At 74.4% G+C, this 12,308-nt stretch carries 8 protein-coding genes and 1 riboswitch; of the genes, 1 reads left to right on the top strand and 7 read right to left on the bottom strand.

Features of this window, described 5'->3' with window-relative positions; all coding sequences use genetic code 11:
- Positions 1-107 precede the first annotated feature (107 nt).
- Positions 108-836, top strand: a complete 729-nt coding sequence (locus tag RIM90_RS11480) for a permease (protein ID WP_309060532.1) — start codon at positions 108-110, stop codon at positions 834-836.
- Positions 837-862: 26 nt separating this feature from the next.
- Here RIM90_RS11480 and cobI read toward each other — a convergent pair whose 3' ends face one another.
- The 7 genes from cobI to RIM90_RS11445 all read right to left on the bottom strand — a co-directional run bounded on the left by cobI (position 863) and on the right by RIM90_RS11445 (position 11,946).
- Complete coding sequence (cobI, locus tag RIM90_RS11475) at positions 863-1,594, bottom strand: precorrin-2 C(20)-methyltransferase (protein ID WP_309060531.1); 732 nt, start codon at positions 1,592-1,594, stop codon at positions 863-865.
- On the bottom strand, positions 1,591-3,069 hold the full coding sequence (locus tag RIM90_RS11470; protein ID WP_375165430.1) for a cobyrinate a,c-diamide synthase: 1,479 nt from the start codon (positions 3,067-3,069) through the stop codon (positions 1,591-1,593). Before RIM90_RS11470 ends, cobI begins: the two co-directional genes overlap by 4 nt.
- Positions 3,063-3,662 carry a cob(I)yrinic acid a,c-diamide adenosyltransferase gene (gene cobO / locus RIM90_RS11465; protein WP_309060529.1) on the bottom strand — a complete coding sequence of 200 codons (600 nt, stop codon included), beginning with the start codon at positions 3,660-3,662 and terminating at the stop codon, positions 3,063-3,065. Before cobO ends, RIM90_RS11470 begins: the two co-directional genes overlap by 7 nt.
- Positions 3,662-5,680, bottom strand: a complete 2,019-nt coding sequence (locus tag RIM90_RS11460) for a putative cobaltochelatase (RefSeq protein WP_309060528.1) — start codon at positions 5,678-5,680, stop codon at positions 3,662-3,664. Before RIM90_RS11460 ends, cobO begins: the two co-directional genes overlap by 1 nt.
- 169 nt (positions 5,681-5,849) lie before the next feature.
- Positions 5,850-9,500 carry a cobaltochelatase subunit CobN gene (cobN, locus tag RIM90_RS11455; protein WP_309060527.1) on the bottom strand — a complete coding sequence of 1,217 codons (3,651 nt, stop codon included), beginning with the start codon at positions 9,498-9,500 and terminating at the stop codon, positions 5,850-5,852.
- Positions 9,497-11,008, bottom strand: coding sequence for a cobyric acid synthase (locus tag RIM90_RS11450; protein ID WP_309060526.1), 1,512 nt, complete (start codon positions 11,006-11,008; stop codon positions 9,497-9,499). The genes cobN and RIM90_RS11450 overlap by 4 nt, the downstream gene beginning before the upstream one ends.
- Positions 11,005-11,946, bottom strand: a complete 942-nt coding sequence (locus RIM90_RS11445; RefSeq protein WP_309060525.1) for a cobalamin biosynthesis protein — start codon at positions 11,944-11,946, stop codon at positions 11,005-11,007. The genes RIM90_RS11450 and RIM90_RS11445 overlap by 4 nt, the downstream gene beginning before the upstream one ends.
- A gap of 133 nt (positions 11,947-12,079) precedes the next feature.
- Positions 12,080-12,219: riboswitch (cobalamin riboswitch) on the bottom strand.
- Positions 12,220-12,308: the final 89 nt, after the last annotated feature.

Genomic DNA, 12,308 nt, shown 5'->3' with positions numbered 1-12,308 from the left:
CTCCTGCGGGTCAGGGGATCGGGGATCAAGGAATCGGGGATCAAGAAGTGGGCGGTGACCGGCTGTCACGCGTGCGCGAGCGGGCGCCGATCGGATACGAAGAGCACATGGCGGTCCTCGTCGCGCTCGGCGCGTTCCTGATGACGCTGGCCGGCGGCTGGACGGCACACCGCGTGACCGACCGCCGCCACCTGGTGCTGGGCCTGGCCGGCGGGCTGATGCTCGGCGTCGTCGGCCTCGAACTCCTCCCGGAGTCCCTGGAGGCGGCCGGCACCGAGGTGTACGGCGTACCGGCGGCCCTGCTGCTCTTCGTCGGCGGCTTCCTGCTGGCCCATCTGGTGGAACGCCTGCTGGCCCACCGGCAGGCCGCGCACGGCGCGGAGGAGGTGAACGGCCGCACCCCCGAGGTGGGCCTCACCGCCGCCGCCGCGATGGTCGGCCACAGCGCCATGGACGGCGTGGCGATCGGCGCCGCCTTCCAGGTGGGCGGCGGCATGGGCGCGGCCGTCGCGGTGGCCGTGATCGCGCACGACTTCGCGGACGGCTTCAACACCTACACGCTCACCAGCGTCTACGGCAATGCCCGCCGCCGGGCGCTGACGATGCTCCTCGCCGACGCGGCGGCCCCGGTGGCGGGCGCCGCCTCGACGCTGTTCTTCACCCTCCCGGAGCCCCTGCTCGGCGGCTACCTCGGCCTGTTCGGCGGCGCGCTGCTGTACTTGGCGGCGGCCGAGATCCTGCCCGAGGCCCACCACGCGCACCCGGCCCGCTCGACCGTGCTGTGCACGGTCGCGGGGGCGCTGTTCATCTGGCTGGTGGTGGGCACCGCGCACTGACCGCGTGCCGTGCGGGCTTCGACGGCTCACAGTTTGCCGCCCCGCCCGCCGTCGCGCCGCGGCGGCGCGATGAGCGTCGAGAGGTAGGGCAGCGGCGTCCCGTCCAGCTCGGCGGCCGGCCGGACCGACTCCTCCGGCAGCCCGAGCGCCGACCCCCACACCGCGTCGCCGATCCGCCCGGTCTCCCGCAGCGCCTCGGCGACCTCGCCCGCCTGCCGCCCGAACTTGTACGCGACGACGGTCCCGGGCCCGGCGAGGGCGTCCTTGAGCACGGCGGCCCCGGCGGTCACCGGCACCAGCGTCAGCGGCTCGGTCCCCTCGGTGAGCACCGCGCCCGACCGCGCCGCGAGATCCTGCATGGCGGTGATCCCCGGCACGGTCTCGACGATCGTCCCCGGCACCGACTCCGCGACGGTCTGCGCGAGATACGTGAACGTCGAGTACACGTTGGGGTCCCCGATGGTCGCGAAGGCGACGGCCCCGTGGTCCCGCAGCAGCGCGGCGACCCGCTCCCCGGCCGCGTCCCAGGCGGCCTCGCGCCGCGCCCGGTCGGTGCGCTCGTTCAGCGCGAACACCACCCGGACGACCTTCTCCGCGGGCACGTAGTGCAGCACGGTCGCCTCGGCCCGCCCCCGCTCGCCCGTGTCCATCACGGGCACGACGACGACGTCGGCCGCGCGCAGGGCGTTCACGCCCTTCACGGTCACCAGTTCCGGGTCGCCCGGCCCGACCCCGACCCCGATCAGCCTGCTGCTCATGACGTCCGGCACCTCTCCACGAACCGACGGGCGACACCGGGCTCGGACGCCCAGTGCGTGTGCAGATAGCTCGCGTGCACACCGCGCTGTACAAAACCCTCGACGCGCCGCTCGGGCGCCCGCATCCCCCAGGCGGGCGCGGCCCCGGCCCCCGGCTCCACGACGGTCCGGTGGAACTCGTGCCCGCGCATCCGCGTCCCGGCGGCGGCCAGTGCGCTGTCGGCCACGGCCACGGCGTCCCGGTACCCCAGCGTCAGCCGCTCGGACATCCGCGCGGAGGCGTCCAGCACCCCGCACATGGGCAGGCCGTCCAGCTCCCGGCAGAGATACAGCAGCCCGGCACACTCGGCGGCGACGGGCGCCCCGCCGAGGGCGAGTTCGGCGACGGCCTTGCGCAGCGGCTCGTTGGCCGACAGCTCGGCGGCGTACACCTCGGGGAACCCGCCCCCGATGACGAGCCCGCGAGTCCCCTCGGGCAGTTCCTCGTCCCGCAGCGGATCGAAGGTGACGACCTCGGCCCCGGCGGCGGCGAGCAGCTCGGAGTGCTCGGCGTAGGAGAACGTGAACGCGGCCCCACCGGCGAGGGCGACCACCGGCCTGTCCGGGGGCACCTCCCTGCTCGAAGAGCCCGGGGGAGTCCGAGGACGGGGCCCGTTCGGGGCCGGAGGGGGATCCGGGGGCGCGGCCCCCGGGGACGGGACGGGCAGGGGCGGCGGGGGCGAGGAAACCAGAGCCTCACCCGCGTCCCAGGCCGCACCCGGCAACGAGCCCGCACCCCGCGCCAGTGCGACCAACGCCTCCAGGTCGCACCCGGCGGCCACCTGCGCGGCCATCGCCGCAACGGCCTCCACCGCCGCGTCCCGCCGCTCGGCGACCGGCACCAGCCCCAGATGCCGCGACGGCGTGTCGACCTGAGGGGCCCGCCGCAGAACGCCGAGCACCGGCACCCCCGCCGACTCCAGCGCCTCCCGCAGCAGCGCCTCGTGCCGGTCCGAGGCGACCTTGTTCAGGATCACGCCCCCGACCCGCACCTCCGGGTCCCAGGAGGCGAACCCGTGCACCAGTGCCGCCACCGACCGCGACTGCGACGACGCGTCGACGACCAGCACCACCGGCGCCCGCAGCAGCTTCGCCACCTGCGCGGTGGACGCCAGCTCGCCTTCCCCGGCGGCCCCGTCGTAGAGCCCCATGACGCCCTCGACCACGGCGATGCCGCACCCGCGCGCACCGTGCGCGAACAGCGGGCCGACCAGCTCCGGCCCGCACAGGTACGCGTCGAGGTTGCGCCCCACGCGCCCGGTGGCGAGCGCGTGGTACCCGGGGTCGATGTAGTCCGGGCCCACCTTGTGCGGGGACACGGCGAGCCCCCGCGCGGTGAGCGCGGCCATCAGCCCCGTGGCGACGGTGGTCTTGCCGCTGCCCGAGGAGGGCGCGGCGACGACCAGCCGGGGCACGGACGAGGACGAGGTCACCACTCGATGCCCCTCTGCCCCTTCTGCCCGACGTCCATGGGGTGCTTGACCTTGGACATGTCGGTCACGAGGTCGGCGAAGTCCACCAGCTTCTCCGGCGCGTTCCGTCCGGTGATCACCACATGCTGGGTGCCGGGCCGGTCCCGCAGCACGGACACGACCTCGTCGGTGTCGACCCACCCCCAGTGCATCGGGTAGGCGAACTCGTCGAGCACGTACAGCCTGTACGTCTCGGCGGCCAGATCCCGCTTGACCTGCTCCCAGCCCTCCCGGGCCTTCTCCTCGTTGTCCATCTGCGCGTCGCGCTGCACCCAGGACCAGCCCTCGCCCATCTTGTGCCAGGCGACGGTCCCGCCCTCGCCGGAGTCACCGAGGACGCGCAGCGCCCGCTCCTCGCCGACCTTCCACTTGGCCGACTTCACGAACTGGAACACCCCGATCGGCCACCCCTGGTTCCAGGCCCGCAGCGCGAGCCCGAAGGCGGCGGTGGACTTGCCCTTCCCCACGCCCGTGTGCACGACGACCAGCGGCCGGTTGCGCCGCTGACGGGTCGTCAGCCCGTCGTCCGGTACGACACTCGGCTGCCCCTTCGGCATTACGCGGCCCTCCTGTTGCCCTGAACGTCCTTCACCAGCCCGGCGATGGAGTCCGCCCGCAGTTCGTCGAGCGTCACCGCCGTACCGCCCAGCTCACCGGCGAGCTGCCCGGCGAGCCCCAGTCGCACCGGCCCCGACTCGCAGTCCACGACCACGGAGGCGACCCCGTCTGCGGCGAACAGCCGCGCCGCACGCGACGCCAGCGCCACGGGCTCGGGGCCACCGGTGGCCCGCCCGTCCGTCACGACGACCACCAGCGGCCGGCGCGCCGGATCCCGCAGCCGCTCCACACGCAGCACCTCGTGCGCCTTCAGCAGCCCGGCCGCGAGCGGCGTACGCCCCCCGGTCGGCAGCGACTCCAGCCGGGCGGCGGCCGCGTCCACCGAGGACGTCGGCGGCAGCGCGACATCGGCCGCCGAGCCGCGGAAGGTCACCAGCCCCACCTTGTCGCGCCGCTGATACGCGTCCAGCAGCAGCGACAGCACGGCGCCCTTGACGGCACTCATCCGCTGCCGCGCCGCCATGGACCCGGAAGCGTCCACGACGAACAACACGAGATTGCCCTCACGGCCCTCTCTGGTCGCCTGCCGCAGATCGTCCCGCCGGATCACCAGCCCCGGCCCGGACCGGCCCCGCGCCCGCTGATGCGGGGCGGCGGCCTGCACGGTCGCCGCCAGGTGCAGCCTGGACAGCGCCCCTCGAGGGCGACGCGCCCCGGTGGTCCGCCCCTGCTCGGTCCGCGCCCGGGAACGCCGCCCGGCGGCACCCTCACCGATGCCGGGCACGCTCAGCACCTTCGCGCGAAACGGCTCGGAGGCACGGGCCGGGGTCTGCTCGCTCCCGCCGGAGGCCTGCGGCTCCCCGCCCTCCCCGGCCTCGGGCCGGGCACCGGAGCCGCCCCGGGAACCGTCCTGCGGACCACTGTCCTGCGGCGGCTGCCCACCGCCCCCACCGCCCCCGCCGGGCCCGTCGGGGCTGGGATCGGGATCGTCGTCGCCGTCGCCGTCGCCGGAGAACTCCTCCAGCGTCCGGTCGAGCTTGTCCTCGTCGAGACCGGGCGCGTCGAACGGTGCGCGACGTCGGCGATGCGGCAACGCCAGCAGCGCCGCCTGCCGCACGTCCTCGGCGAGTACGTCCGTTCGTCCGGCCCAAGCGGCCAGCGCAGTGGCCGTACGCGCCATGACGATGTCGGCACGCATGCCGTCCACCTCGAAAGCCGCGCACGTCGCCGCGATCTGCCGCAGCGCCCCGTCCCCGAGCCGCACCTGCGGCAGCAGCTCCCGCGCGGCCACGATCCGCGCCCGCACCGCGGCCTCCTCGTCGGCCCAGCGGGCGGCGAACCCGGCCGGGTCGTCGTCGTGGGCGAGTCGCCGCCGGACGACCTCCACGCGCTGCTCCGGGTCCCGCGAGGCGGCCACCTCGACGGTCAGCCCGAACCGGTCGAGCAGCTGCGGCCGCAGCTCGCCCTCCTCGGGGTTCATGGTCCCGACGAGCAGGAAGCGGGCGGCGTGCCGCACGGACACGCCCTCGCGCTCGACGTAGGAGGCGCCCATCGCGGCCGCGTCCAGCAGCAGGTCGACGAGGTGGTCGTGGAGGAGGTTGACCTCGTCGACGTAGAGGACGCCGCGGTGCGCGTCGGCCAGCAGACCGGGCTCGAAGGCCTTCACGCCCTCCGACAGCGCCCGCTCGATGTCCAGCGCGCCGACGAGCCGGTCCTCGGAGGCGCCGACCGGCAACTCCACCATGCGGGCGGGCCGTTCGGCCCCTGCGCCCGACTCGTGCGGCCCGTCCGGGCAGCCCGGGTCGGGGGCGGCCGGGTCGCAGGAGAAACGGCACCCGGGCACGACGGCCACCGCGGGCAGCAGCGTCGACAGCGCCCGCACGGCCGTGGACTTGGCGGTGCCCTTCTCGCCGCGCACCAGCACCCCGCCGACCGCGGGGCTCACCGCGTTGAGGAGCAGCGCCAAGCGGAGGTCTTCCTGTCCGACGACGGCGCTGAACGGATAGGGCGTGCTCACGCGGTGATCACTCCTTCGGGTGGCTGATTCGAGAAAGGCGCACGGTACGCACGGTGGTGAGCGATGGTGGACGCCTGCTCCCCGCCGATGCGGGGGTGGTCCGCCGTTCGACGCCCCGGGGCTCGACGAGGACAAGTGCTCCCCGCCGCCGCGGGGGTTTCCGGGGCGCTCACTCGCCGCCCTCCAGATCTCCCTCGAGTTCGAGGTAGGTCGCCCGGAGCCGGTCCAGGGTCTCCTGGTCCGGTTCGGCCCACAGCCCGCGGTCGGCGGCCTCCAGCAGCCGCTCGGTGATGCCGCGCAGCGCCCACGGGTTGGACTTCTTCATGAAGTCCCGGTTCTCCGGGTCGAAGACGTACTCCGCGCTGAGCTTCTCGTACATCCAGTCGTCCACGACCCCGGCGGTGGCGTCGTACCCGAACAGGTAGTCCACGGTGGCCGCCATCTCGAAGGCACCCTTGTAACCGTGCCGCCGCATCGCCGCCATCCAGCGCGGGTTGACCACGCGGGCGCGGAAGACGCGGTGGGTCTCCTCGCCCAGCGTGCGGGTCCTCACCTGGTCCGGTACGGCCGAGTCGCCGACGTACGCCTCCGGGCTCGCGCCCGTCAGATGCCGCACCATGGCGACCATGCCGCCGTGGTACTGGAAGTAGTCGTCCGCGTCGACCAGGTCGTGCTCACGCGTGTCGACGTTCTTCGCCGCCACCGCGATCCGCCTGAACGCCGTCTCCATGTCCCCGCGCGCCGCCCGCCCGTCGAGCCCGCGCCCGTAGGCGTAGCCGCCCCACACCGCGTACACCTCGGCGAGGTCGGCGTCGGAGCGCCAGTTCCGCGCGTCGATCAGCGGCAGCAGGCCCGCGCCGTAGGCCCCCGGCTTCGACCCGAAGATGCGGGCCGTCGCCCGGCGCCGGTCGCCGTGCTCGGCGGTGTCCTCGTCGGCGTGCGCCCGCACGTAGTTGGACTCGGCGGGCTCGTCCAGCTCGGCCACCGTCCGCACCGCGTCGTCGATCAGCCCGACCACGTGCGGGAACGCGTCCCGGAAGAACCCGGAGATCCGGACCGTGACGTCGATGCGCGGCCGGCCCAGCTCCTCCAGCGGGACGACCTCGAAGCCGGTCACGCGGCGCGACGCGTCGTCCCACACCGGACGGCAGCCCAGCAGCGCCAGGATCTCCGCGATGTCGTCGCCCTGGGTACGCATCGCGGACGTGCCCCACACCGTGAGGCCGACGGACTTCGGGTACTCCCCGGTGTCCTGGAGGTACCGCTGCACCAGCGAGTCGGCGAGCGACTGCCCGACCTCCCAACTCAGCCGGGAGGGAATGGCCTTGGGGTCGACGGAGTAGAAGTTCCGGCCCGTCGGAAGGACGTTCACCAGACCGCGCGTGGGCGAGCCCGACGGGCCCGCCGGGACGTAACCGCCGTCCAGGGCCCGGAGGATGTGTCCGATCTCGTCCGTCGTGCGGGCCAGCCGGGGCACGACCTCCGTGCAGGCGAACTCCAGCACCCGCACCGCGTCCGGCAGTTCGGCGCCCATCACCTCCCGCACCAGTCCCGGGGCCGCCGCCACGTCCCAGTCCCGCGCCTCCATGCCCTCCGCGATCCGCCGGCACAGCTGTTCCAGCAGGTCGATCGCGTCGGACGCCGTGCGCGACGGGCCGTCGACGAGGTCCGTCAGCTCCACGGGCACCTTCACCGGCGCCCCCGGCTCGGCCAGCAGTTCCTTCTCCACCAGCCCGAAGTGCTCGGCCAGCGAGGCCCGCAGCCCCGGCAGGGCGTTCGCCTGCCCGCCCCAGACCTGCGAGGCGCGCAGCACGGCCAGCACCAGGTTGACGCGCGGCTCGCCGACCGGGCCACCGCCGAGGACGTGCAGCCCGTCGCGGATCTGCACGTCCTTGATCTCGCACAGGTAGCCGTCGATGTGCATGACGAACTCGTCGAACTCGTCGTCGTCCGGCTGCTCGTCGACGTGCAGGTCGTGGTGGAGTTCGGCGGCCTTGACCAGCGTCCAGATCTGCGCGCGCACCGCCGGCGCCTTCGCCGGGTCGAGGTCGCTGACCAGCGCGTACTCGTCGAGGAGCTGTTCCAGCTTGGCCAGGTCGCCGTACGTGTCGGCCCGTGCCATCGGCGGCACCAGGTGGTCGACGACGGTGGCGTGCCCGCGCCGCTTGGCCTGGGTGCCCTCACCGGGGTCGTTGACGATGAACGGGTAGACCAGCGGCAGGTCGCCGAGCACCGCGTCCGGCGCGCACCCGGCGCTCAGCCCGAGTCCCTTGCCCGGCAGCCACTCCATGGTGCCGTGCTTGCCCATGTGCACGATCGCGTCGGCGCCGAAGCTGTTCTCCAGCCAGCGGTAGGCCGCCAGGTAGTGGTGGGACGGCGGCATGTCGGGATCGTGGTAGATCGCGATCGGGTTCTCCCCGAAGCCCCGCGGCGGCTGGATCATGACGACGACGTTCCCGAACCGGAGGGAGGCCAGCACGATGTCGTCGCCGTCGACGTACAGCGAGCCCGGCGGCTCGCCCCACGCCTCCAGCATGGCGTCCCGCAGCTCCGGGTCGAGCTTCTCGAACCACGCCCGGTAGTCCGCCAGCGGCACCCGCGCGGGCGCGGCGGCCAGCTGCTCCTCGGTCAGCCACTCGACGTCGTGCCCGCCGGCCTCGATCAGCCGGTGGATCAGCTCGTCCCCGTTGTCGGGGTACCCGTCGACGCCGTATCCGGCGTCCCGCAGCGCGTCCAGCACCCGTACCGCCGAGGCCGGGGTGTCGAGGCCCACCGCGTTGCCGACGCGGGAGTGCTTCGTCGGGTACGCGGTGAAGACCAGCGCGAGCCTCTTCCCGGCGTTCGGCTTGTGCCTCAGCCGGGCGTGCCGCACGGCGATCCCGGCCACCCGCGCGGCCCGCTCCGGGTCGGCGACGTACACCGGGACGTCGTCCGGGCCCTGCTCCTTGAAGGAGAACGGGACCGTGGTCAGCCGGCCGTCGAACTCCGGGATGGCGACCTGCATCGCCGCGTCCATGGGGGACAGGGCGGCGTCGGACTCCTCCCAGGCGGCGCGCGACGAGGTCAGGCACAGCCCCTGCAGCACCGGCACGTTCAGGTCCGCGAGGGCCCCGATGTCCCAGGCCTCCTCGTCGCCGCCCGCCGACGCCTGCGAGGCGTGCGTGCCGCCGGCCGCCAGCACCGTGGCGACCAGGGCGTCGGCCTTCGACAGCAGCCCGTAGAGCCCGGGGTCCGCGCCGCGCAGCGAACCGCAGTACACCGGGAGGGCGTTGGCCCCGTGGGCCTCGATCGCGTCGCACAACGTGTCCACGAAGGCGGTGTTGCCGCTCAGTTCGTGAGCCCGGTAGAAGAGCACCCCGACGGTCGGACGCCCCGGCTGCAAGGCGCGGGCGCCGTGGACGCCGTACTCCGGCATCTTCCGCGGCTGTTCGAACCCCTCGCCGGTCAGCAGCACGGTGTCCGACAGGAACCGCGCCAGCTCGGTGAGGTTGTCCGGGCCGCCCTCGACGAGGTACCTCAGGGCCTCCGCCACCACACCGGCCGGCACCGAGGACTCGGCCATCAGCTCCGCGTCCGGCACGGCCTCCCCGCCGAGCAGCACCGTCGGGATCCCGGACGCCTTCAGCGCCGCGAGCCCCTCCTCCCAGGCGCGCTTGCCGCCCAGCAGCCGTACGACGGCGATGTCGGCGCCCTCGGTCAGCGCGGGCAGTTCCTCGCGGACGTCGACGCGGGTCGGGTTGCCGATCCGGTAGGCGGCGCCGGAGGCACGGGCCGCCAGCAGGTCCGTGTCGGCGGTCGACAACAACAACACTGTGCTCATGCGGGCGCTCCCGGTGGAATGAAAGGCAGTCCTTGCGGCGCGCCCGACTCGATGAGCCGCCACAGCGCGTCCGTGTCCGCGTGCTGTTCGATCAGGTCGCCGAGCCGGTCGAGCTGCTCCTCGCGCAGCGCGGCGAACGAGGTGTCGGGGGCCGGCACGAAGCGGCGGCCGGCGAGGGCGGCCACCTCGCGCAGGAAGGCCCGCCGGAAGCCGTCCGACTCCAGCGAGCCGTGCCAGTGGGTGCCCCAGACCGGGCCGACCCGGCAGCCGTCCAGGAAGGCGTCCCCGCCGAGCACTTCGGCGACCCCGTGGTGGATCTCGTACCCCTCGACCCGCTCGCCGAGGGCCTCGCCCACCGGCCGGGTGAGGGTCTTCTCACGGGCGAACCGCACCCGCACGGGCAGGATGCCGAGCCCGTCCACGTGCCCGCGGCGGCTCTCGACGTCGTCCTCGATGTGCTCGCCGAGCACCTGGAAACCGCCGCAGACGCCGAGTACGGGCCGGCCCTCCGCGGCCCTGCGCCGCAGCGCCTCGGCCAGCCCGCGCTCCCGCAGCCACTCCAGCGCCCGCACGGTCCCGCGCGTTCCCGGCACGACCACGAGGTCCGCGTCGGCCAGCTCCTCCGGCCGGTCCACGAACCGCACCACGACGCCGGGTTCGGCAGCCAGCGCGTCCACGTCGGTGAAGTTGGACATCAGCGGGACCGCGCAGACGGCGACGCGCAGCACGTCCTCGCCGACGGGCGGGGCGACGTTCGACTCCCGCACGGTCCCGCGCAGGGACACCCTGAGGCCGTCCTCCTCGTCGATGCCGAGCCCGTGCCGGTACGGCAGCACACCGTAGGCGGGCCGTCCGGTGAGGCCGCGCAGCATGTCGAGCCCCGGCTCCAGCAGCGACACATCGCCCCGGAACTTGTTCACCAGGAACCCGGCGACCAGCTTCTGGTCCTCCGGCGACAGCAGCGCGACCGTCCCGAAGAAGGAGGCGAAGACGCCGCCCCGGTCGATGTCGCCGACGACGAGCACGGGGAGTCCGGCGTTGCGGGCGATCCCCATGTTCACGATGTCCGTCCGCCGCAGATTGATCTCGGCGGGACTCCCGGCCCCCTCACAGATCACCGCGTCATACGTGCCCCGCAACTCCGCCAGGCACTCCAGCACGGTCCCGAGCAGCCGCTGCTGCCGCCCCCCGTGGTACCCGCGCGCGCTCATCTCCCCGACCGGCCTGCCCAGCAGCACGACCTGACTGGACCGCTCCCCGCCCGGCTTGAGCAGCACCGGGTTCATCAGCGCGGTCGGCTCCAGGCGGCAGGCCTGGGCCTGCATGGCCTGCGCCCGTCCGATCTCGGCGCCCTCGCGGGTCACGAACGAGTTCAGCGACATGTTCTGCGCCTTGAAGGGCGCGACCTTGACGCCCTGGCGCACCAGCCACCGGCAGATCCCGGCGGTCACCACGCTCTTGCCGGCGTCCGAGGTGGTCCCGGCGACCAGCAGCCCCCCACCGCTCACGATGTACGTCCCTTCACGACGAGCCGTGCGGCGGCGCCGACCCCGAGCGCGAGCCAGCCGACCCGCCGCGAGAGCCGTACCGCCCGGTCGATGTCGGACACGGCCACGGTGCGGCCGCCGCCGTTGAGGACGGGCCGGTGCTCGACCCGCCCGCCGTAGGACAGCGTCCCGCCGAGCCGCACGCCCAGCGCGCCCGCGAACGACGCCTCCACGGGCCCTGCGTTGGGGCTCGGGTGCTTCGCGGCATCGGCACGCCACGCCCGGACGGCGCCCCGCGGGTCGGGCCCGGTGAGCGCGGCGAGCACGGCGGTCAGCCGTGCCCCCGGCCACCCGGCGACGTCGTCGAGACGGGCGGAGGCCCAGCCGTAGCGGCGGTAGCGGGGGGACTTGTGGCCGACCATCGCGTCCAGCGTGTTGACGGCCCGGAAGCCGAGCAGGCCCGGCACCCCGGCGACGGCACCCCACACCAGCGCGCCGACGACGGCGTCGGAGGTGTTCTCGGCGACGGACTCCACCACCGCGCGGGCGATCCCGTCGGCGTCCAGCGCCTGCGGGTCCCGCCCGCACAGGTGCGGCAGCCGCGCCCGTGCCGCCTCGACGTCCCCGGCCTCGAGGGCCCGCCCGATGGCGCGGGCCTCCCGGGCCAGCGAAGTGCCCCCGACGACGGCCCAGGTGGCGGCACCGGTCAGGGCGACGGAGGCGGCGGGGGAGGAGCGTACGCAGCGGGCGGCCAGGCTCCCCAGCGCGACGGTCCCGCCGACGCACACGGCGGTGTGCACCGCGCCCCGGCCCCGGTCGTCCCGCCACAGCACCCGTTCCACGGCAGCCGCGGCCCGCCCGAAAGCGGCGACCGGATGCCCGCGGCGGGGATCGCCGAGCAGCAGGTCGCCGAGGAGGCCGGCGGCGGCGCCGTACGCGAACACGCGATCGGCACCCATGGGTTCAGCCGGTCGCAGATCCGGTGGGAAGTCCGGCGGGAACGGCCCCGGAACGGGGCGGGGCGTCGCTGATCGGCATCGACGGGCAGCCGCGCATGGCGTTATGTCCTCACTCAGGGTGTCCACGCCCTGGTTCGACGAGACCGGCGGTGAGAGTTCCTGGCTCCCGGGGTCGTCCACCCCGGTGACAGTGGCGGGACCGCGCCGGACTCGCACCGGCTTCCTCTCCTGCCGCCGTACTGGCTGAGGCAGTCCACCACGGTCGCGGAAGAGCCGTCAACTTGCCGTTGACCTGCGGGGCTGAAGTGTGCTGAGGCCCACAGAGGGACGCCGGTGGGGGACGGCGGGCGGAGCGGGTCCGG

Origin of the sequence: Streptomyces sp. (assembly GCF_031181555.1) — a bacterium.
GTDB classification, from domain to species: Bacteria; Actinomycetota; Actinomycetes; order Streptomycetales; family Streptomycetaceae; genus Streptomyces; species Streptomyces fimbriatus.
This window is presented reverse-complemented; position numbering and strand designations above follow the sequence as displayed.

What these genes read in the sequence shown, in the direction of transcription:
- cobO (WP_309060529.1), bottom strand. Translation starts at nt 3,662, where the DNA reads ATGCCGAAGGGGCAGCCGAGTGTCGTACCGGACGACGGGCTGACGACC.
- RIM90_RS11480 (WP_309060532.1), top strand. Translation starts at nt 108, where the DNA reads ATGGCGGTCCTCGTCGCGCTCGGCGCGTTCCTGATGACGCTGGCCGGC.
- RIM90_RS11445 (WP_309060525.1), bottom strand. Translation starts at nt 11,946, where the DNA reads ATGGGTGCCGATCGCGTGTTCGCGTACGGCGCCGCCGCCGGCCTCCTC.
- cobI (WP_309060531.1), bottom strand. Translation starts at nt 1,594, where the DNA reads ATGAGCAGCAGGCTGATCGGGGTCGGGGTCGGGCCGGGCGACCCGGAA.
- cobN (WP_309060527.1), bottom strand. Translation starts at nt 9,500, where the DNA reads ATGAGCACAGTGTTGTTGTTGTCGACCGCCGACACGGACCTGCTGGCG.